Source organism: Bacillus cereus group sp. Bc031 (assembly GCF_027716265.1).
Taxonomy (GTDB): Bacteria; Bacillota; Bacilli; order Bacillales; family Bacillaceae_G; genus Bacillus_A; species Bacillus_A paranthracis.
In genome coordinates, this window is sequence record NZ_JAQFUL010000001.1 from 174,702 (window position 1) to 196,782 (window position 22,081).

Genomic DNA, 22,081 nt, shown 5'->3' on the forward strand with positions numbered 1-22,081 from the left:
CTCTCAAGCTATCTAACCATTTTTGAGGTGGGTCTAAGCGCATTAAAATGGACTATAAAGTGTGTATAGTTAAGGGTGAAAGGAGATTACCGATGAACGAGCAACAACGATTAGCAAGTCAACAAGTGAATTCCTCTACGAAAAAAGAAGAGAAAGATTATAGTAAATACTTTGAAAGTGTATACCAACCACCTTCCTTAAAAGACGCGAAAAAACGAGGGAAAGAAGAAGTTAAAATTGAACGGGATTTTGGCTTACCTGAAGAGTTTCGCAATTTCGGTACAGGAAGAAAGTTTTATATTCGTACATATGGTTGTCAAATGAATGAGCACGATACAGAAGTAATGGCGGGTATTTTCACTGCACTTGGATATGAACCAACCTTTTCAACTGAAGAAGCAGATGTAGTATTATTAAATACTTGTGCTATTCGTGAAAATGCTGAAAATAAAGTGTTCGGTGAACTAGGGCATTTAAAGGCACTAAAACGAAGAAATCCTGATCTTTTAATTGGTGTATGTGGTTGTATGTCCCAAGAGGAATCTGTTGTAAATAAAATTATGCAAAAAAATCAGCATGTAGATATGGTGTTTGGAACGCATAATATTCATAGATTACCGTACATTCTAAAAGATGCAATGTTCTCGAAGGAGACGGTAGTTGAAGTTTGGTCCAAAGAAGGAGACGTAATTGAAAATCTTCCGAAAGTACGTCGTGGTGATATTAAAGCTTGGGTAAATATTATGTATGGCTGTGATAAGTTCTGTACATATTGTATCGTACCGTATACACGCGGAAAAGAGCGAAGCAGACGTCCAGAAGACATTATCCAAGAGATTCGTCATTTAGCTGCGAATGGTTATAAAGAAATTACGTTACTTGGACAGAACGTAAATGCATATGGTAAAGACTTTGAAGATATAGAATACGGTCTTGGCGATTTAATGGACGAGCTCCGTAAAGTTGATATTGCCCGTATTCGTTTTACAACGAGCCATCCACGCGATTTCGATGATCACTTAATTGAAGTGCTTGGAAAAGGTGGCAACTTAGTAGAACATATTCACTTACCAGTTCAATCTGGAAGCACAGAAATGTTAAAAATTATGGCGCGTAAATATTCACGTGAGCATTATTTAGAGCTTGTAAGAAAAATTAAAGAAGCAATTCCAAACGCGGTATTAACAACTGATATTATTGTCGGTTTCCCGAATGAAACAGATGAGCAATTTGAAGAAACGATGTCGTTATATCGTGAAGTAGGGTTTGATACTGCCTTTACCTTTATTTATTCTCCGCGTGAAGGTACACCAGCTGCAAAAATGAAAGACAATGTACCGATGGAAGTAAAGAAAGAACGTCTTCAACGCTTAAATGCATTAGTAAATAAATTGGCAATTGAAAAGAATAATCGTTATAAAGGTCAAATTGTAGAAGTGTTAGTTGATGGAGAGAGTAAAAATAATCCAGAAGTACTTGCAGGTTATACTCGTACAAATAAACTTGTAAACTTTGTTGCTCCAAAGTCTTTAATTGGTCAGCTTGTGAAAGTAAAAGTAACGGATGCAAAAACTTGGTCTCTTAACGGAGAATTAGTTGAAGAGCCGATTGAGGTGGAATAATAGATGAAAGTATATTCGAAAGATGAAATTGTTGAGCAAGCGAAAGAATTAGCAAAAATGATTTCTGAAACAGAAGAAGTTGATTTCTTTAAGAAAGCAGAGGCACAAATTCATAAAAATGAAAATGTGAAGCGCGCAATTGATGAAATTAAAGCACTGCAAAAACAAGCAGTAAACTTGCAACATTACGGGAAATGGGAAGCTTTGAAAAAAGTAGAAGCTGAAATTGATGCCCTGCAAGATAAGTTAGATAGCATCCCAGTTGTACAAGAATTTAAATCTTCACAAACATATGTAAATGACTTACTACAGCTAGTTGCAAGTACGATTTCTAACAACGTAACAGATGAAATATTAATTTCAACTAATGGCGATGTATTGAAGGGTGAAACGGGCGCAGCGGTAGAAAGTAAAAAAGGAAATTGTGGTTGTTAAAGAGATGTCGAATTGACATCTCTTTTTTTAGTGGATTAAACGTAAGTTCTTCTCAAAAAAAGAATGACACATTCCGCTATTGTCACGCATATGATTAAGTGAATAGTGATTGAGGAGGGTTACGAATGTCCGAATTTAGAGAGATTATTACAAAAGCAGTGGTTGGAAAAGGACGTAAGTATACAAAGTCAACGCATACATGTGAATCGAATAATGAGCCAACAAGTATTTTAGGGTGCTGGGTAATTAACCACTCGTACGAAGCAAGAAAGAATGGAAAACATGTGGAAATTGAAGGTTTCTATGATGTGAACACTTGGTATTCATTCGATGGCAATACAAAGACAGAAGTTGTAACAGAACGTGTAAACTACACAGATGAAGTAAGCATTGGATATCGTGATAAAAACTTTTCTGGTGATGATTTAGAAATTATTGCTCGTGTCATTCAGCCACCAAATTGTTTAGAAGCTCTTGTATCACCAAATGGTAATAAAATTGTTGTAACGGTAGAACGTGAATTTGTAACAGAAGTAGTTGGCGAAACGAAAATTTGTGTAAGTGTAAACCCTGAAGGTTGTGTAGAATCAGATGATGCTTTCCAAATTGAAGATGATGAGTTTGAAGAGTTAGATCCGAACTTTATCGTTGATGCAGAAGAAGAGTAATAGAAAGCTAGGGAGAAGTTCTTCCTAGCTTTTTACTTTACATAAGTGGTGCTTAGATGAACATGATTGCTAATGAAATGTGCTATAATGAAGAAAGACTCCTGAAATAGGAGATAAGAGTGTCCGTGAAATGTGACATATATGAATATAGATTATTATGTAAGAATTATGGAGGATAAGTATGACGCAATATACGCCTATGATACAGCAATATTTAAAAGTTAAGGCAGACTATCAAGATGCCTTTTTATTTTTCCGCTTAGGTGATTTTTATGAAATGTTTTTTGAGGATGCGGTTAAAGCAGCCCACGAACTTGAAATTACATTAACGAGCCGAGACGGTGGTAGTAGTGAACGTATACCGATGTGCGGTGTACCGTATCATGCGGCTAAAAACTATATTGAACAACTTGTTGAAAAAGGATATAAAGTAGCGGTTTGTGAGCAAGTAGAAGACCCAAAAACAGCTAAAGGTGTAGTGCGCCGTGAAGTCGTACAATTAATTACGCCAGGAACGATGATGGAAGGGCGTACGATTGATGAGAAAGAAAATAACTTTTTAGCCGCATTAACACATTTTGAAGATGGATCATATGCGTTAGCTTGTAACGATTTAACGACTGGGCAAAATACAGTAACGTTATTGACTGGTTCAGTAGAGGATATTTTATTAGAAGTGTATGCAACTGGTTCGAAAGAAATTGTTGTAGATTCTTCCTTTTCTAAAGATGAACTAAACAAGTTAACGGAAACGTTAAAAATGACGATTTCATATGAAGATGCAACGGCAATCCCAGAAGGGTTAGAACATCTTGTGAAAAATGTTTCACAAGCAAAGTTAATTAAAGCAGTTGGACGCTTATTTAACTATGTAATAAGAACGCAAAAACGTTCATTAGATCATTTACAGCCTGTGGAAATTTATTATACGAATCAATTTATGAAAATTGATGTGCATTCAAAGCGAAATTTAGAGCTGACAGAAACACTTCGAACGAAAGAAAAAACAGGATCATTATTATGGCTATTAGATAAGACGAAAACGGCTATGGGTGGTCGTATGTTAAAACAGTGGATGGAACGTCCACTTATACAGAAAGAACGAATCGAAGAGCGTTTAGAAATGGTTGAAACGTTTGTAAATGATTACTTCTTGCGTGAAGATTTAAAAGAAAAGTTAAAAGAAGTATATGATTTAGAACGTTTAGCAGGGAAAGTTGCATTCGGTAATGTCAATGCAAGGGACTTATTACAGTTAAGACGATCTTTACTGCAAGTACCAGCTATTTTAGAAGCGATTAGTTTGTTAGATAACGCGTATGCAGCGAGATTAATTCAAGGTGCAGATCCATGTGAGAGCTTAACAGAATTACTAGGAAGAAGTATTCAAGAAAATCCACCGCTTTCTATTAAAGATGGAGATATTATTAAAGATGGTTATAATGACAAGCTTGATCAATATCGCTATGTGAGTAAAAACGGAAAAACGTGGATTGCTGAGCTTGAAAAACGAGAGCGTGATATTACAGGAATTAAATCGTTGAAAATTGGATACAACCGTATTTTCGGTTACTACATTGAAGTAACGAAAGCGAACCTTGGAGCATTACCAGAAGGCCGCTACGAGCGTAAACAAACGCTTGCTAATGCGGAACGTTTCATTACAGATGAACTAAAAGAAAAAGAAACATTAATCTTAGAAGCTGAAGAAAAAATTGTACAACTAGAATACGATTTATTTACAGCGCTTCGTGAAGAAGTAAAAGTATTTATTCCGAAATTACAGCATTTAGCGAAAGTAATTAGTGAATTAGACGTACTGCAAAGTTTTGCAACAGTTAGTGAAGAAGAACAGTTTGTAAAACCTGTACTAACAACGAAGCGCGAAATCTTTATTAAAGATGGTCGTCATCCTGTCGTTGAAAAAGTATTGAACGGGAAATTGTATGTACCGAATGATTGTATTATGCCAGAGAATATGGATGTATTTTTAATTACAGGACCGAACATGTCTGGTAAAAGTACGTATATGAGACAATTAGCACTTGTAACGGTTATGTCGCAAATTGGTTGTTTCGTACCAGCAACAGAAGCAGTATTACCTGTATTTGACCAAATCTTTACGAGAATTGGCGCGGCGGATGATTTAATTTCAGGTCAAAGTACATTTATGGTCGAAATGTTAGAAGCGAAAAATGCCATTGCAAATGCATCAGAAAGAAGTTTAATTTTATTCGATGAAATTGGACGCGGTACATCTACGTATGATGGTATGGCACTTGCACAAGCAATCATTGAACATATTCACGACCAAATTGGTGCAAAAACGTTATTCTCTACACATTATCATGAATTGACAGTGCTAGAAGACAGTTTAGATCAACTGAAGAATGTACACGTTTCAGCTATTGAAGAGAACGGAAAAGTAGTATTCCTTCATAAAATTCAAGACGGGGCAGCAGATAAAAGTTACGGAATTCACGTTGCGCAACTTGCAGAGCTTCCAGATAGCTTAATCGCTCGAGCGAAAGAAGTATTAGCGCAACTTGAAGGACAGGAAGAAATTATTATTCCAAAGCGTGTAGAAGTGAAAGCGCAGGCGCAAGAAGTTATTCCAGAGCCTGTAGTTGTAAAAGAAGAACCAGTAGAAATAGAAGAGACGAAAGCAGAGACTGAAGAAGAATCACAACTATCATTCTTTGGTGGAGAACAATCTTCGAAAAAACAAGACAAGCCAGTTTTAGATGCAAAAGAAACGGCAGTACTGACGCAAATTAAAAAAATTGATTTACTTGATATGACACCTTTAGAAGCGATGAACGAACTGTATCGCTTACAAAAAAAGTTAAAGAAAGGATGAGTAAGTAGATGGGTAAAATTCGCAAACTAGATGATCAACTCTCTAACTTAATTGCGGCAGGGGAAGTAGTAGAGCGCCCTGCCTCAGTCGTAAAAGAACTTGTGGAAAATTCTATCGATGCGAATAGTACATCTATTGAAATCCACTTAGAAGAAGCTGGTTTATCGAAAATTCGCATCATTGATAATGGGGACGGCATTGCAGAAGAAGATTGTATCGTCGCTTTTGAACGACATGCGACGAGCAAAATTAAAGATGAAAACGATCTGTTTCGCATAAGAACACTCGGTTTCCGCGGCGAGGCATTACCGAGTATTGCCTCAGTTAGTGAATTAGAATTAATCACTAGCACAGGTGATGCACCTGGTACGCACCTTATTATTAAAGGTGGAGACATTATAAAGCAGGAGAAAACAGCGAGCCGAAAAGGAACAGATATTACAGTACAAAACTTATTCTTTAATACACCAGCGCGTCTTAAATATATGAAAACCATTCATACAGAGCTTGGGAATATTACAGATATCGTGTATCGTATTGCAATGTCACACCCAGAAGTATCGTTAAAGCTATTTCATAATGAAAAGAAATTGCTTCATACATCAGGAAATGGTGATGTAAGACAAGTACTTGCATCGATTTATAGCATTCAAGTTGCAAAGAAGCTTGTTCCAATTGAAGCGGAATCTTTAGATTTCACAATTAAAGGCTATGTAACATTACCAGAAGTAACGAGAGCATCTCGAAATTATATGTCAACAATCGTAAATGGTCGTTACGTTCGAAATTTCGTATTAATGAAAGCTATTCAGCAAGGATACCATACATTATTGCCAGTCGGACGATATCCAATCGGCTTCTTATCGATTGAAATGGATCCAATGCTAGTTGACGTTAACGTACATCCTGCGAAATTAGAAGTTCGTTTTAGTAAAGAACAAGAATTACTAAAGCTTATCGAAGAAACATTGCAAGTAGCATTCAAAAAAATACAGCTCATTCCAGATGCAGGTGTAACAACGAAGAAAAAAGAAAAAGATGAAAGTGTGCAAGAACAGTTTCAGTTTGAGCATGCGAAGCCGAAAGAACCATCCATGCCGGAGATCGTTTTACCGACGGGCATGGATGAAAAACAAGAAGAACCGCAGGCTGTGAAACAGCCAGCGCAGCTTTGGCAACCGCCAAAACAAGAATGGCAACCACCACAATCGCTCGTAAGAGAAGAACAAAGTTGGCAGCCATCTACTAAACCGATAATGGAAGAACCGATTCGAGAAGAGAAATCGTGGGACAGTAACGAAGAGGATTTTGAACTAGAGGAATTAGAAGAAGAAGTTCAGGAAATAGAAGAAATCGAAATGAACGGTAATGATTTACCGCCGCTTTATCCAATTGGACAAATGCATGGAACATATATTTTCGCTCAAAATGATAAAGGCTTATATATGATTGACCAACATGCCGCGCAGGAACGTATTAATTATGAATACTTCCGTGATAAAGTAGGACGAGTAGCACAAGAAGTACAAGAACTACTCGTACCATACCGTATCGATTTATCTCTTACCGAATTTTTACGTGTCGAAGAGCAACTAGAAGAACTAAAAAAAGTTGGACTATTTTTGGAGCAATTCGGCCATCAATCCTTTATCGTTCGCTCGCATCCAACGTGGTTCCCAAAAGGGCAAGAAACAGAAATTATCGATGAAATGATGGAGCAGGTCGTTAAACTAAAAAAAGTTGATATTAAAAAATTACGTGAAGAAGCAGCCATCATGATGAGCTGTAAAGCTTCAATTAAAGCAAATCAATATTTAACGAACGATCAAATATTTGCTTTACTGGAAGAACTTCGTACAACAACAAACCCATACACATGCCCGCACGGAAGACCAATTCTTGTGCATCATTCTACTTATGAGTTGGAGAAGATGTTTAAGAGGGTTATGTAGGGATAATATGATTTAATAAAAAGAAGCGATGAAATAAATCGCTTCTTTTTTGTTTAGATATTCTTTTTTTATAAATTCTTCATCTGTAACCAATTATAGAAAAATTATATGAATCCATAGTTTTCATACAGGTTGCATGTAAAAACTTCTTTTTCTCTCAATGTTTTTTCTTTTCCTTATAGAATCCTTATAATTATCATTCATTCTAGAATTACAATATACGAGGAGGAAGTTTAGGATGAATGAGATTATGTTAGAAACAAAAAATCTTTGTAAAACATTTAGAAAGCAAAGTGTCGTACAAAATATTTCGCTTTCTGTACCGAAATATTCAATCTATGGATTGTTAGGTCCTAATGGAGCGGGGAAATCGACCACTTTAAAAATGATAACAGGCATGCTTACACCTACTTCTGGTGAGATTTACTTTGATGGTCATAAATGGACGCGGCACGATCTACATTCTATTGGTGCTTTAATTGAGTCTCCTCCGCTTTATGAAAATTTAACAGCAAGAGAAAACCTGCAGGTTCGTACGACTGTTTTAGGTTTGCCTAAATCAAGGATTGATGAAGTATTGCATATTGTGGAGCTAGAGAATACAGATAAGAAAAAAGCGAAGGATTTTTCTATGGGGATGAAGCAACGACTGGGAATTGCGATTGCATTGCTGAACCATCCGAAATTTTTAATATTAGATGAGCCGATGAATGGACTGGATCCTTTTGGAATTCAGGAATTAAGAAAACTCATTCTATCCTTTCCTGGAAAAGGAATTACGGTCATTTTATCGAGTCATATTTTAAGCGAAGTAAGTCAAATTGCAGATCATGTTGGGATTATATCAGGTGGTGTATTGGGGTATCAGGGGAAATTGAATAAGAATGATGACTTGGAAGATTTATTTGTACAAGTGGCTGGAAAGTATAGAAGGGAGGCATAAGAAATGAATCTATATATTGCATCTGAAAAAATTAAAATTAGACATACTTTTTTGAATAAACTTATATGGCTAGTTCCATTTGCTACAATACTAATTGCCTTTTTATTATCGGCGGATTATTTTCAATTATCTAGTTACAACTGGTGGTACATTACGATGCTTCCGGGAATGGTTTCTTTAAGTTGTGTACTTCTTGCGGAGAAAGATAAAAAAATGAATAATCGTTCCATTTTATCGTTACCAGTTTCATTAAAACGAGTGTGGATTTCTAAAGTATTACTAATTTTAGGGATTTTGAGTTTTTCATGCATACTGTTTTTCTGTGGAATCGAGTTATCTAGTTTACTAGTAAATAAAGAGAATTTCCGCATCATTCCTACGGTAAATGCACTATTAGGAAGCGTTCTTTTAATCGTTACTTTTATGTGGCAAATTCCAATCTGCTTGTTTTTAGGTAACAAAATAGGTCTATTTCCGACGCTTCTGTTGAATGTAGGGGCAAATGGAATTTTTGGAGTTGTATTGGCAACAAAAAATATTTGGATGATTAGTCCATACACATATCCAAGTAGACTGATGATCCCTATTTTGAAAATACTACCAAATGGTTTGTATGCAGAAACCGGAAGTGTAACGTTTAAACCAGAACTACTTTCCTACGATGTGATTTTGCCAGGCATAGTAATTTCTGTTGTGTTGTTCCTGTTATTCACTTATGTGACGGCAAAGTGGTTTGAAAAGCAGGAGGCAAAATAATATGGCGGTTTTGTCGAGGATATTAAGAGCTGATTTTATAAAAATGAAACACACGATTTTTTTCTGGATACATGTAGCGATGCCAATCATCGGTATTGCTCTTTTTTTAAGTTATTATTCCTTTTCAAAATTTGATTCTATAAATAAAGTTTCAGGCTATATACAAGTATTATCGATATCTTTTCCGTTGCTAATTAGCATAGTGTGTTCTTCTGTCGTGGAACAGGAAGCTTTGGCAGGAAATTTTAAAGAACTTTTATCAACGGAATACGGAAGACGTAAAGCGTTAATTAGTAAAGTATGTTTACTTTTAATATGTGGGTTTTGTTCCACTATGTTGGCAGTCGTTGGGTTTGCGACAGGTTTTCATTTTCTGTTAGGACAAAATGAAATTCCATTTGCTTTGTATGTTGAAATTTCATTCATTCTTTTTAGTTGTCAAATCTTTATGTATATATGGCATCTGTTCTTAAATTTTCGCTTTAGTAAAGGTGTTTCCATTGGGATTGGAATTATAGAAAGCTTGTTGGCAGCTTTAATGCTTACAGGGATGGGGGATGTAATTTGGAAATACATACCATGTACATGGGGCGCGAGATTATGCAATTATTTTTTGGGATACAAATTAAGTCCTAGTTCTATTCGTGTCTTAGCAGTAGAGGCAGCAACTGGAGCAGTGATTTGTGTTTGTTTCACGATCATTGCATTTGTTATTTCTCTTATGTGGTTTTCCTTTTATGAAGGACGCAAAGAAATGTAAGTGTAATTGTATTATAATGGAAGAGTGGGGAGGGATTCTATATGGCAAGAATATTAGCAATTGATGATGAAGACGGCATCCTTTACATTATAAAAAGTGCTCTAGAGAAAGAAGGTCATGAGGTAACAGCCGTTAGTAATCCTCTTACTATACCAAAGGAAAAATTTTGTCATTTTGATTTAATTCTGTTAGATGTCATGATGCCAGAAATAGATGGTTTTACACTTTGTAAGGAAATACGGGATTTGGTTGATAGTCCAATTGTATTTCTAACAGCCAAAACAATGGAGAAGGATCTAATCACAGGGCTTAGTCTCGGTGGAGATGACTATATTACAAAACCTTTTGGAATTGGAGAACTGCGTGCGAGGGTATCCGCGCATGTAAGGCGTGAGCATAGAGAAAAGCAAAATGCATTTTTCCTGTCAGGTCTTACATTTCATCTGTCATGTAAAGAAATATGGTATGACGATACATCTATCGCATTTACGAAAAGTGAGTATGGAATTTGCGAATATCTAGCTTTGAATCATGGACAAGTATTTTCAAGAGAAAAGATTTACGAAAATGTTTTTGGTTATGAGGGAGAAAGTGATAACCAAGTAATTGTGGAACATATTAAAAATATCCGTCATAAATTATCTAAGTATGGCATGAATCCAATAGAAACAGTATGGGGAATTGGTTATAAATGGAGAAAATGAAAAAGCAAGTCAACCTTAGTAAGATTTTAATACAGTATATTTTTGCATTTTCAATAGGGACGATTGCTTTAGTGACTTTTTTTATGATTCTATTCCAAGTTGGAGTTAACGCAGAAATAATCTTACCAGCAAATTATTATGAAAAACAGATTGAGTCGCAAAGAGATGCTATAGTTAAAGCGGAACAGGAAGATGATCAAATTTTAAAACAATATAAATATGCTCTGTATGATTTTTCAGGAAACGTTATACAAGGGAGTATTAATAAAGATTATGCAGGACAAATATGGAATAACATACATAATGATGAAAAAGGTGACAGTACGTACTACTATGCAATTATAGAACGCGATAAAGATATTTGTGTCATTCTATATACGTTACACGCTACTTTTAAAAATCCTATTTTGCAGAAGTATTTACCGAGTCCGGAAGTTTGTGAAATTGTTCTTTTTATTCTACTATTTGTTGCCGAAGTGATATTTCTATCTCGCTCTTTTGGTAAATCATTGTCAAAGGAAATGATGATTTTGAGAAAGGTAACAGATAAAATTCAAAAGGAAGATTTAGATTTTCAAGTGGAACAATCTAAAATAAAAGAAGTGAATGAAGTATTAACTTCTTTAGTAAAAATGAAAGATGAATTAAATCATTCGTTACGTACACAGTGGAATATGGAAACAAATAGAAGAGAGCAGATTGCTGCTTTGGCACATGACATTAAAACGCCGTTAACGATATTGAGAGGGAATGCAGAGCTATTAAATGAATCAATGCTAGATTCAAATCAGAAGAAATGTAATGAGCATATTTTGAAAAGTATTGATGAGATGGAAATATATATGAAATCTTTACTCGATATTACGAAATGTGAGGAAGGCGCTCCACTTCAATTCAAGCAAACAGATCTCCGAGACTTTATTCATAATATTATAGAAGAAAGTGCAATTTGTGTTTTAGGCAAACAGTTAAATCTAATTGAAAATGTTCAGGACATACCAAATTTTATTCCTATTGACGAGACCGCTTTGAAAAGAGCAATTATGAATATAATGATGAATGCAATTGAATATTCTCCGACAAAGGGTGACTTGATGTTCTCAGTGGAAATGATTAGTGAAAAACTGCAATTTATTGTAGAGGACTCGGGAAGAGGGTTTACAGAAGAGGAAATGCATTCAGCTACAGAGCAGTTTTATAGGGGAGATAAAAGTAGAAACTCCAAAGATCACCATGGAATGGGGTTATACATTGCTAAAAGCTTTGCAAAGCAACACGGTGGAAATCTTTACTTAAGTAATTCGAAAAAGCTGTACGGTGCAAAAGTTGTTTTGGAAATATCAGCGAAGTAGAGGGAGGGGGGCAGATTATAACAATTCGCTCCTTTTTAATATACTTCTTTTACAACTATATGTTAAAAATTCATTTATAAACTAGAGATAACCTCAACCTATTTGTAATTTATATGTACGTTCTTAATTTGTTTGTAAGGAAAGAGGTTTTTAATTTACAGACTTATCGGAATTATGTAAAGTGTAGATAAAACCATAAAATGGGGTGTTCTTTATGTGTACTAGTTTGACATTAGAGACAAAAAACGGTCAGCATCTTTTTGCAAGAACGATGGACTTCACATTAGATATGAATCAAGAAGTAATAATCATTCCTCGACATTACCAGTGGAATAATATAACTGGTGAAATCATTAATACGAAACATGCTACGGTCGGAATGGGAATTAATCATCAAGGAAGGATCATTATGGCGGACGGAGTAAATGAAGCAGGTATGACATGTGCAACACTCTATTTTCCAGGATTCGCTACGTATAGTCAAAGCATAGATGACAATAAAACGAATTTAGCTCCATTTGATTTTGTGACTTGGAGTCTTACACAATTCAATTCTGTCAAAGAGTTAAAGAAATCTGTAGATAGCCTTACCTTTTTGGATATACCGTTACCGGATTTAGGACTTACGCCACCACTACATTGGATTTTGGCAGATAAATGGGGAGATTGTATTGTACTGGAGCCGACAAATGAAGGATTAAAAATGTATGACAACCCACTAGGAGTGATGACGAATAGTCCGGAGTTTAATTGGCATTTGCAAAATTTAAGACAATACATAGGTCTTAAATCGCAGCCATTCGCGCCAACAGAGTGGAGTAACTTACCATTAAGTGCTTTTGGTCAGGGATCGGGCTCAATGGGACTTCCAGGGGATTTCACTCCACCCTCAAGATTTGTGCGGGCAGCATATGGCAAACAAAACATTCAAGGTATAGATAGCGAAGAAGAGGGAGTATCAGCCCTTTTTCATATCTTATCAAATTGTGAGGTTCCTAAAGGTGGAGTAATAACAGAAGAAGGTGCATTAGATAATACCATATATACAAGCGTAATGTGTTTGGAATCCGGAACATATTATTATCATACTTACGATTGTAGACAAATTATAGCTGTTCATTTATTTCATGAAAATTTAGATACAGATGAGATTAAAGCCTATCCGTTCCAACGGAAACAAAAAATATTTTATGAAAATTAAGTAGCTTTGAAACAACGTTTGGTAAATTTTTAAATATATATAATAGAGCAATAATGGCCTATATAATTCATGGGTGCTTCTTTAACTTTGGGATTTATCATAAATCTACTCCTTTCTTCAATGACTCCAACGAGTAGAATTTTGCTGCTAGGAGCATTAGCTAAGGAGCAGTGAAGGTGGAATTTATTTATAAATAGTAAAGAACCAAAAAGGTGTGGAAAATATCCATACCTTTTTGGTTCTTCTATTATCTATGTATAAAAAAGCGCTGTATATCAGCACTTTTTAAAAGTACATGAGTTGTATAAGAAAAACTTATATATTACCTATAACTATACAAGGTCTAATATAGATTCTTATTTGATTAATTGTTATAAGAGCCTATACGCTTATTTATTTTTATTATTATTAATTTTTTCCGTATATAGCACCTGCTCTTTATAATGCTTCTTAATTGGGAAAGTATGTGTACCAGAGCCGTTTTTGAAATTTTTATTGATAGGGTTTTTTAGCGGGATTGTTGTAGTTTCGGTAAATTCATATGGGTAGTTTATTTTAGATTTATCTTCAAACATGAAAATGCCTCCTTTTAGGATTTCCTGAATTCTTTACTATAACATGATATGCATATAGATTTTTTTTGGACTAGTTATTTATAGAGGTTAATGGAATTTAATTACGAAACTACTGAAATATTTTAAAGGAAAATAATTTGTGAAATATATGATATGAATTTTTGTTATTTGTTTGGGGAGGTGTTTTTTGCATATGTATTCGTTATAAATTGTTTTTATAATATGATTCATATAGGTTTTTCCTGATAATATAATGTGGAATATTATAGTGTTATTATGTTATTAGGAACATTTAATGCTGTTTCATAACTGAAAGGGAATTGATAAAAAACTGAAACTTTTCTCATAAAAATTCAATCTAACTTGAAAAATGAAAGGAAAATGAAATTTTCCAAAAGATATTCTTTGTTAAGATAAAAAACATACATAAATAAAGTGTTGACATATCTTAAAAATGTATTTTCAAGATATAGTGGGGGAAAAGATGAGAATAGAAAAACAATTAATAAAAAAAATGTATTATGAAACATTTCTAATGGAGAATGTAACAAAACCACCTCTTGACGTGCTTGGAGAAGCTTATATAAGCGAAGAAAAAAATGAGATTTCTGATGGATCTTATATTCGTTTTGCGCAAGGTGAATTTTATTATCAGCATCAAGATTTTGAAGCAGCTATTTTTAAATGGGAGAAGGTTAGTAATGAATTAGCACCATGGGCACAAAAAAATATTGCGGATGCTTATTTCGAACTGAATCAATTAGCAGTTGCTGAAAATGTTTATACTTCCATTGCTACTGATAATATAATATTGATGACAGAAATTAGATTACAATTACTTTCTCTTTACATAGAGCAAAATAATTTTGAAGCAGCTTTCGCTGTTATTAAAGAAGCGGTTTCTTTAAATCCGGATTATCCGAATGTCACAAAAATTGCCCGTTCCTTTTATGAGGAACAACAAGATTTTGATAGTGCAGTAGAGCTTGCTGTGAATGAGTTAATTCGAATAGAATCTTATCCTTGGTTTGAGGTGTTAAAAGGATATATCGATAAAGGATTTACTAAACATATTTCACCAGATTATTTTTATGATGCATTAGTTACATTAAATAATGTAGATCAAGTACAATTTACGCAAATGGTTTCATCACTTTGGAACAGTTATAAAAATGAACAAAATTACTTATTGTGGCTTAACACAATAAATGAATTTTTCTTACATATTGAAATAGAGTCGTCCGATATATGGGACAAAATTTCTTCTCTTTACGAAGAAACATACTTTGCATTAATTCAAGGGCAATATATGCTTAAACAATTACACGATATCATTCCAAGTCTTTTAACAAATTGGTTAAAAGTAGTCAATCCGTCTTATGCTGTATTTCCATCAGCAGCTGTATTGGCATGGGATGAGATTTTTCCATCTAAAATAGATTCAGGCGATATACAACATGCGGAAAAGCTACTGTTATATTCTATGAATCATGTGAATGGTTTAGAGTACAGTCTACATCTTTTTGAATCTATTACACAGTGGGCACAAAAGAACAATATAGAAATAGGTCAACGATTTAGATGGTTAGTTGACGAACTTGCAGATTTAAGAACAAATCGTATTTTAGTAACAGGAACTTCAGGGAACGGAAAAACTACATTTATCAACTCTATATTAGGAGGAAATCTATTAGAAAAATCAATTTCAAATGTAGTAGTTTTAAAAAATGATGCTCATACAGAAATTAACGTCATAACAGATGCTGCAATTACAACAACGGAAGATATCTCTGATTATCATAATATGATGTCTCAACACCATCAAACGTATAGAGATAGAGCATGTGTTGAATTTAAATTACCATGCAAATTTTTAAGTGAAAATAAACTTACATTTGTAGTTACACCAGGCTTTAATAGGAATAACGACACTAGGGATGAGGTATTTGAATATCTAAATTCCGTAGATGAATTATTGTTTGTATTGAATGCGGATTCACCTTTTACTGATAAAGAGCGTGATATTCTATTAAGCATTCAAGAACATACACCAAATTTACAAGTGCATTTCTTATTAAATAAAATCGATAACATTTATAGTGAAGCAGAAGTGAAAAGAGTATTACATGATACGGCAGCGAGAATAAACACATATTTCCCGCATGCGAGGATTTTTCCTTATTCTTCGTTATATACAAGTAGTCAACAATTAAATGAGTTAAGTGAGTTTATTCATTTTAACTTTAATCATAAAAATATTGATGCAGAACGTACTGAAAAGCTATTGTTCTTCATCCGAAAAACAATTACATATCTTTTAGCTAAACGCGTTGAGAAAGAAAACAATCTAGTGGATGCGATTAAGTGGAATGAAGATATGCTAGTGAAACTAAACGGTAGCATGAATAACCTTACTGCATTTGAGAGGGAAAAAATTCATTTCATTACAGAGTCATATCGTACAATGAAAACGGAAATTACAAATGATCTTACTGAAAATATACCGAAGGTATTACAGAGTTGTTCTGATTTAATAAGTGAAGAAAGCGATTTCGGTCACATGGATACGCAACTAAATAAAGCAATGAATGAAAGAGTGCATAAATATTTAGAACAAACGGTATTACCTCATCTTGCTCTTTCTATGCAAAATTGGATTGCAACTTCTCATAATGAGCTCCTTCAAAGTCAATCGTACTTAGAAGAACTTAGTGAAGGACTTAATTCTTTATTTGGAGAAAATCGAATACAGTTAGAATGTGACTTTAAAGTGTTGGATGACTGGCGCAGAGATACTGACAGAATGACGACTAGAATACAAATGGATGAAGTAAATATTTTACGTCGATTTACGCCAGCACAATTTTTACTGAAAAGTGCCGGTAAATTATTTGGAGTTCTTCCTAAAAATAAAACTATGTTATATAACAAATACAAACAGTATGTAGAAAATGAAGATTATACTGAGGTAACGGATTCTATTATGAAGAAATTTTTCTTGCAATTTGAGCTATTCGAAAACACACAAGAGCGAGATATTCATATCTTCTTTAGGAATCCATTTAACTCCTTGAAACAAGCTGTAGAAAATATGCAATTAGAAATACAAGAAAAACAAGAGATGTTACATAAAATGAAATCAAATCCTGAAGTTTATCATGATTCTATCATGCTCTTTGAATTGAGATTACGTCAATGTGAAGTAATTTTACATATGGGTGATGATCATACTTATACAGATGTAATTTTAGAAACAAGTGCAGAATAAAAGTAAAATATTTAAGATTTTTTATGTGAAATTGCATCACATGTTATAAGAGAGTAAAAGGGAGCAACTGTAATGAGTTGCTCCCTTTGCATATTCACATTATTTTTCAGTTTCTTTAATTTTAGTTTGTACTTCGCCAGTTTTAATTTTATTACTTTCTGAGAAACGTAGTAAATCTCCTTCAATAATTTTGTCAGACATTCGTAATTCATTTTGTGCACGGTTAATGAGTGCTTGAGCTTCTTTTTTTGGTAAATCTACAATTTCACCTGTTATGCGGTCATAGAAAGTGTTGTTTTTGTATGCATATTTGTCTGTAATGAAGCTACCATCACGTAAAACAACAAAACCGGTATATTCATCTGAAAACATATCATGACCAAAACGAATATCGTTCGTAGTATCAATCCCTAATAAATTGAGAATAGTAGGTTTCATATCGATTTGTCCCGTAGGCTTTGAAATCGTTTGACCTTCTGTTTGTCCAGGGACATGAATATATAAAGGTGTACGTTGTAAATTTAAAGTATCAAATTCTGTTATTTGATCTTTTTCTAAAAACTGTGCCATTGCACGATTATGTTTTTCAGAAATGCCATAATGATCACCGTATAATACAATAATAGAATCATCATACATTCCCTCGGCTTTTAAACGCTCAATAAATTTTTTAATTGATTCGTCTAAGTAACGTGCTGTTACGATATAACGATCAAATACGCCATTACCAGAGTTATATGGTTCAATGAATTTTGTATCTTCATCATACGTAAATGGATAATGGTTTGTTAAAGTAAGGAAACGAGCATAAAATGGTTGATCAACAGTTTTTAATATATCTACTGATTGATCAAAGTATTCGATATCTTTTAATCCCCAATTTAAATTAGTTTCGGGCGTAATTTTGTAATCAAGTTCATTATAGTAACGATCATAACCGAGAGCAGAGTACATGATATTACGATTCCAAAATGTTGCGTTATTCGCATGGAATACAGAAGTGAAATAACCTTGCTGACGTAAAATTTCTGGAGTCGCAGTATAATCATTGTTACCGTGTGTGAAGAATACAGCTCCTCGATTTAATGGATATAACGACGTATCAATTAGAAATTCAGAATCGGATGTTTTTCCTTGCCCAGTTTGGTGGAAAAAGTTATCAAAGTAATAGCTTTCATTTATGAATTCATTCAAAAATGGTGTAACTTCTTGTCCGTTAACTGTTGCGCCTATTAAAAAGGTTTGTAAGGATTCAAGAGTAACAACAATTACGTTTTTTCCTTTTGCTACACCAAACATGTTAGGATTCGGCTGACTTTCGTTTGCCTTCACGTAGTTTTCTGTTTCTTGTAATTTACTACTATCAGCAAGTGCCTTTTGTGATCCTGCTTTTACTTGTAGTGTTAAATCATATACTTGATGCGTGTATAGTCCTAAATTTTTAACAAGCATGACTCGGTCGAATGATCTCGTTAGTAATTCAGGTCGCTCTTTTTCTGCAAGATGTAGATTTGCAAAAAATACACCAATCGTTAAGAGAAAATATAACAAGCGTGCCGAATGAGTTACGCGCCCCGTTTGGAAGACTAGTGCCTTCTTCTTTAATAAAATAAAGAAGAAAATAATGTCTGCGAATGCGAGTATAATTTTGTAGTTCAATATTTCTATAATACTACCGCCTAATTGGCCAAAGTTTGATGTTTGTCCAAGTACTGGTAACGTAACGAAATCACTATAAAAATCATAGAACATTACATTCCCAACAAGTACAATTGTTAATAAGAAATTAATACATAGCGCGATATAATTTCGCTTTTCACCGGTTGCAAATAATGCGAATCCGACAAAAGCTAATGAAGCAGCGAGAGGGCTAATAAACAAAATAAGCTCTTGTGTAGAAGATTCAATTTTTAAATCAAAACTGAATCTTGTAATAAGATATGTTTTTAACCATACTGCTAAAGCAATTATTAAAACAAAGCTTATATTTTGCATTTGTAAATTGATTTTATTTTTCATTTTTACTCCTTCTTTATATAATTTATTTAACTTGTGTTATATATTATATTTTTATAACTATTAGAGTGTAATGAATCAATTAGTTAATGGTTTCTAAAGGTAAAAATATAAAGTATTCACATACGTACAATGAGGAATTTTCAAGCGCCAATCTATTTTTTAGAACAGGCAGAAAAAGTCATAGTTGTAGTAAAAAATACTTATAGACATCCTAACATATTAAACACTATGGTGATGTTACAAAATATCGAACAAATGAAGGTGGAACTGAATAGAGGCTTGTAAAACTATTGACATTCAATTTGTTAGAATTGAATGTCAATAGTTATATATACACGTTTATATTACATATGTATCTCATGAAATCTCGATTCCTTGTGGGATAATCGTTAGCGGAGGGAGGATAGTGATTTATGCTATTACTACATAAATAAAGCGTTGTGAAACTTAAAATATTTGATTGGTATCTTAATTATGCAATTAGATGTCAGATAAATATTTTCCAACATACAATCCACTTGCAGCAGCTTGAGATAATGAATGAGTGACGCCTGAACAATCCCCAACTAAAAATAGTCCATGTATACTTGTTTCAAAATGATTATTGAGTTTTATCGTAGGAGCATAAAACTTTCCGTCAATTCCATATAATAAAGTATCTGTATCGATCGGTTCTTGGATGAATTGTTCTAATCGTAATAAAAATTCTTTAAGTCCTTCAATATATAACGGAGGAATTTCTGTATTCAAATTTCCATAATCTCCTTGTAGCGTAGGTTGTATACGGTTATATTTCATGTCGTTCGCTATTGTAGGCTGTTTATTTAGTAAGTCCTCTAAGCGCTGTATAACAATCCGATCTCGTCCTTGGTTAATGTTTTTAATAATTGAACTTGCATATATATTTGCTTCTTTGAGAGTTGGAAAATAGCACGGGATGAATAAAGTGAAATTTAAGTTAGGTGTGCCAGTTCCTTTCTCTCGAAAATTTTGACCGTCAGGCATAACTAAACCTTCTTCGTACTTTCTAATAATGCGTCCTTTTGGATTCATACAGTACGTAGTCGCTGTGAAATCCTCATGCTCATAAGAAAGTTTAGTCTCAAATGTATCTTTTAATATAGAACGTAATTGGTGTTCTTTCATCTCTACTCTAATACCTAAATCTACACGAGTTTGTTCCTGAGAAATATGTAGAGAAGTGCACATCTCCTTTAACCAATCTGCTCCGGAACGCCCAGTTGCAAATACTAGTTGCCTAGATTGAAATGTTCCTTCATTTGTATCTATAGTAAAATGATTTTTCTGTTTCATAATATGTTGTACATCTATATGAAATTGTATATTTATTTTCGTAAGTAAAAATTCGTAGAGTTGCTGAAAAATTTCCTTTGAAAGGGTAGTACCAAGATGCCGTACTTCTGTTGTTAGCATTTGTAAACCACACGATTCAGCTCTCTTATTGAGATTTGGATTTTCTGTAGAATATTTTGAAACTGAATTTCCTCCGAACTGACATAGAATTTCATCTACTTCAGCCATAAGTTGTATAAAGCCCTCTTTACCAACTTTTTGCTCAAGTTCTCCACCAAATCCGTTTGTATAATTAAATTTCCCTTCAGATTTTCCTAAACCAGCAAATCCGAAATATTTATCACATGTAGTACAATTACACGCTTTTCCTTCGTCTAAAGGACAATGGCGAGCTCCTAGCGCTTTACCTTTATCAAGAATTAAAACTTTTTTGTTACTTTTAACTAGTGAATAAGCCAGAAAAATGCTACTTACTCCAGCGCCGATAATTGTAACATCATACATATTCTTTCACCTGCTAACGAATAGTTTGTTTTTTATTTTTTTAGTGTATAACAATTTTATGAAGGTAAGAAATAAATTTTATTAATAAAGGGGAGTTTTTGAACTTGATGCTTTTTTAATTTCTTAGAGTGATGAAGTAAATACAAGTGTCTTTATTTACAAGAAGAATTAGTTTTCAAAGACCACTATATCACATGATAAATAAATTCTTACATACAAAAAACAGACCTTTTAAGTGAAGAGGTCTGTTAATGATTTTAAATGTTATTTAGCGAAGATGTGGTTACCAATTACTGCTACTGTTTGACGTGTCGTAATCCATTTGTCTGTTGATGTTTTCGGATTATAGAAATAAAGCCAATCAGAATGTATTCCATTTGTGGAGATAGCCTCTTCTACAGCCATTTTTGCTTCTGCGCTTGCAGGTTGATTAATTCTTCCATCTGTAACAGGAGTAAATGCATATCCGTATTTAATAGGTTCATAAATAACGCCTGTTATTGTATTTGGAAACCCATTTGCATTTACACGATTTAGGATAACTTTCGCTACAGCCACTTTTCCTCTATATGATTCTCCACCTGCTTCAGCGGTAACTAAGCGTGCCATTAAGTCTTTTTCTTTTTCTGAAATGCTTGAGTTGATTTTCAAATGTTGTCCTGCATAGAGCTTGTTTCCGACTGTATTGTTAATTTGTTTTATAGATTGAACGGTAACATTGTAACGCTTTGCTATCGTTTCCAATGAATCTCCCGGTTGTACTTGATAAATAATTTGCTCAGAAATGTTCGCAGGTTTGGCGTTTTGGTGAACAGTGGTTTCATTTGAGTTGACGGAACTCGGGATATGTAACTGTTCGCCAATGAAAGTTTGATCGTTTCCTTTATTATTAGCCTGTTTAATGGATTGTATTGAAACGCCGTATTGTTTACTGATGCTCCAAAATGTATCATTCTTTTTTACTGTGTGAATGGTAGAAGCTTCAGCTGTACTTTGATTACATACGAATGTAATTGCAGCTGCAGATAAAGGGATTATATGTTTTGTTTTTAATAATTTCATTGTAAATCCTCCTAGGAAAAATAAGGTGAAACGGTTAAGTACTGTAGTTCAAAATGTCTATATATAATATTTTAATGTAAGTATAT

Annotated in this window: 16 protein-coding genes; 12 read left to right on the forward strand and 4 right to left on the reverse strand. The window is 33.8% G+C overall.

Annotated features, from left to right (window positions below):
* The first annotated feature begins 92 nt into the window (after positions 1 to 92).
* The 11 genes from miaB (at position 93) to PDQ33_RS00890 (ending at position 13,253) form a co-directional block, all read left to right on the forward strand.
* Positions 93 to 1,622: a tRNA (N6-isopentenyl adenosine(37)-C2)-methylthiotransferase MiaB gene (miaB, locus tag PDQ33_RS00840; RefSeq protein ID WP_001005403.1), complete on the forward strand. Its 1,530-nt coding sequence runs from the start codon at positions 93 to 95 to the stop codon at positions 1,620 to 1,622.
* Positions 1,623 to 1,625: 3 nt separating this feature from the next.
* Positions 1,626 to 2,057 (forward strand): RicAFT regulatory complex protein RicA family protein, encoded by a 432-nt coding sequence (locus PDQ33_RS00845; RefSeq protein WP_000870462.1) that lies wholly within the window; start codon positions 1,626 to 1,628, stop codon positions 2,055 to 2,057.
* A gap of 125 nt (positions 2,058 to 2,182) precedes the next feature.
* Positions 2,183 to 2,725 (forward strand): outer spore coat protein CotE, encoded by a 543-nt coding sequence (cotE, locus tag PDQ33_RS00850; RefSeq protein WP_001288798.1) that lies wholly within the window; start codon positions 2,183 to 2,185, stop codon positions 2,723 to 2,725.
* A gap of 181 nt (positions 2,726 to 2,906) precedes the next feature.
* Complete coding sequence (gene mutS / locus PDQ33_RS00855; protein ID WP_061131610.1) at positions 2,907 to 5,585, forward strand: DNA mismatch repair protein MutS; 2,679 nt, start codon at positions 2,907 to 2,909, stop codon at positions 5,583 to 5,585.
* 8 nt (positions 5,586 to 5,593) lie between these two features.
* The gene (gene mutL / locus PDQ33_RS00860; RefSeq protein WP_270394072.1) at positions 5,594 to 7,537 is read left to right on the forward strand and encodes a DNA mismatch repair endonuclease MutL; all 1,944 of its coding nucleotides are present in this window, start codon (positions 5,594 to 5,596) and stop codon (positions 7,535 to 7,537) included.
* Positions 7,538 to 7,775: 238 nt separating this feature from the next.
* Complete coding sequence (locus PDQ33_RS00865) at positions 7,776 to 8,480, forward strand: lantibiotic protection ABC transporter ATP-binding protein (protein ID WP_001002802.1); 705 nt, start codon at positions 7,776 to 7,778, stop codon at positions 8,478 to 8,480.
* A 3-nt stretch (positions 8,481 to 8,483) separates the two neighbouring features.
* Positions 8,484 to 9,236 (forward strand): lantibiotic immunity ABC transporter MutE/EpiE family permease subunit, encoded by a 753-nt coding sequence (locus tag PDQ33_RS00870; protein WP_001055399.1) that lies wholly within the window; start codon positions 8,484 to 8,486, stop codon positions 9,234 to 9,236.
* A gap of 1 nt (position 9,237) precedes the next feature.
* Positions 9,238 to 9,996 (forward strand): lantibiotic immunity ABC transporter MutG family permease subunit, encoded by a 759-nt coding sequence (locus tag PDQ33_RS00875; RefSeq protein WP_270394071.1) that lies wholly within the window; start codon positions 9,238 to 9,240, stop codon positions 9,994 to 9,996.
* Between the two features lie 41 nt (positions 9,997 to 10,037).
* A complete protein-coding gene (locus tag PDQ33_RS00880) occupies positions 10,038 to 10,700 on the forward strand; it encodes a response regulator transcription factor (protein WP_000101080.1) in 663 nt (220 codons plus the stop codon).
* The gene (locus tag PDQ33_RS00885) at positions 10,688 to 12,052 is read left to right on the forward strand and encodes a sensor histidine kinase (RefSeq protein ID WP_000413918.1); all 1,365 of its coding nucleotides are present in this window, start codon (positions 10,688 to 10,690) and stop codon (positions 12,050 to 12,052) included. The genes PDQ33_RS00880 and PDQ33_RS00885 overlap by 13 nt, the downstream gene beginning before the upstream one ends.
* 214 nt (positions 12,053 to 12,266) lie before the next feature.
* Positions 12,267 to 13,253, forward strand: coding sequence for a choloylglycine hydrolase family protein (locus PDQ33_RS00890; protein WP_270754375.1), 987 nt, complete (start codon positions 12,267 to 12,269; stop codon positions 13,251 to 13,253).
* Between the two features lie 389 nt (positions 13,254 to 13,642).
* Here PDQ33_RS00890 and PDQ33_RS00895 read toward each other — a convergent pair whose 3' ends face one another.
* A complete protein-coding gene (locus PDQ33_RS00895; RefSeq protein ID WP_000461128.1) occupies positions 13,643 to 13,828 on the reverse strand; it encodes a hypothetical protein in 186 nt (61 codons plus the stop codon).
* A gap of 454 nt (positions 13,829 to 14,282) precedes the next feature.
* Between PDQ33_RS00895 and PDQ33_RS00900 the strand changes: the two genes are divergently transcribed.
* A complete protein-coding gene (locus PDQ33_RS00900) occupies positions 14,283 to 17,096 on the forward strand; it encodes a dynamin family protein (RefSeq protein WP_270754373.1) in 2,814 nt (937 codons plus the stop codon).
* Between the two features lie 99 nt (positions 17,097 to 17,195).
* Here PDQ33_RS00900 and PDQ33_RS00905 read toward each other — a convergent pair whose 3' ends face one another.
* From PDQ33_RS00905 to PDQ33_RS00915, 3 genes are all read right to left on the reverse strand, one after another.
* Positions 17,196 to 19,115: an LTA synthase family protein gene (locus PDQ33_RS00905; protein ID WP_048550030.1), complete on the reverse strand. Its 1,920-nt coding sequence runs from the start codon at positions 19,113 to 19,115 to the stop codon at positions 17,196 to 17,198.
* Between the two features lie 480 nt (positions 19,116 to 19,595).
* Positions 19,596 to 20,933 (reverse strand): NAD(P)/FAD-dependent oxidoreductase, encoded by a 1,338-nt coding sequence (locus PDQ33_RS00910; RefSeq protein ID WP_061131614.1) that lies wholly within the window; start codon positions 20,931 to 20,933, stop codon positions 19,596 to 19,598.
* A gap of 264 nt (positions 20,934 to 21,197) precedes the next feature.
* Complete coding sequence (locus tag PDQ33_RS00915) at positions 21,198 to 21,995, reverse strand: cell wall hydrolase (RefSeq protein ID WP_270754372.1); 798 nt, start codon at positions 21,993 to 21,995, stop codon at positions 21,198 to 21,200.
* Positions 21,996 to 22,081: the final 86 nt, after the last annotated feature.

Bases quoted from the DNA above. Each gene is read 5' to 3' on its own strand.
- mutL (WP_270394072.1), top strand. From the start codon at position 5,594: ATGGGTAAAATTCGCAAACTAGATGATCAACTCTCTAACTTAATTGCG.
- PDQ33_RS00845 (WP_000870462.1), top strand. From the start codon at position 1,626: ATGAAAGTATATTCGAAAGATGAAATTGTTGAGCAAGCGAAAGAATTA.
- PDQ33_RS00865 (WP_001002802.1), top strand. From the start codon at position 7,776: ATGAATGAGATTATGTTAGAAACAAAAAATCTTTGTAAAACATTTAGA.
- PDQ33_RS00880 (WP_000101080.1), top strand. From the start codon at position 10,038: ATGGCAAGAATATTAGCAATTGATGATGAAGACGGCATCCTTTACATT.
- PDQ33_RS00890 (WP_270754375.1), top strand. From the start codon at position 12,267: ATGTGTACTAGTTTGACATTAGAGACAAAAAACGGTCAGCATCTTTTT.
- cotE (WP_001288798.1), top strand. From the start codon at position 2,183: ATGTCCGAATTTAGAGAGATTATTACAAAAGCAGTGGTTGGAAAAGGA.
- PDQ33_RS00885 (WP_000413918.1), top strand. From the start codon at position 10,688: ATGGAGAAAATGAAAAAGCAAGTCAACCTTAGTAAGATTTTAATACAG.
- PDQ33_RS00905 (WP_048550030.1), bottom strand. From the start codon at position 19,115: ATGAAAAATAAAATCAATTTACAAATGCAAAATATAAGCTTTGTTTTA.
- PDQ33_RS00900 (WP_270754373.1), top strand. From the start codon at position 14,283: ATGTATTTTCAAGATATAGTGGGGGAAAAGATGAGAATAGAAAAACAA.
- PDQ33_RS00910 (WP_061131614.1), bottom strand. From the start codon at position 20,933: ATGTATGATGTTACAATTATCGGCGCTGGAGTAAGTAGCATTTTTCTG.
- PDQ33_RS00870 (WP_001055399.1), top strand. From the start codon at position 8,484: ATGAATCTATATATTGCATCTGAAAAAATTAAAATTAGACATACTTTT.
- PDQ33_RS00895 (WP_000461128.1), bottom strand. From the start codon at position 13,828: ATGTTTGAAGATAAATCTAAAATAAACTACCCATATGAATTTACCGAA.
- miaB (WP_001005403.1), top strand. From the start codon at position 93: ATGAACGAGCAACAACGATTAGCAAGTCAACAAGTGAATTCCTCTACG.
- mutS (WP_061131610.1), top strand. From the start codon at position 2,907: ATGACGCAATATACGCCTATGATACAGCAATATTTAAAAGTTAAGGCA.
- PDQ33_RS00915 (WP_270754372.1), bottom strand. From the start codon at position 21,995: ATGAAATTATTAAAAACAAAACATATAATCCCTTTATCTGCAGCTGCA.
- PDQ33_RS00875 (WP_270394071.1), top strand. From the start codon at position 9,238: ATGGCGGTTTTGTCGAGGATATTAAGAGCTGATTTTATAAAAATGAAA.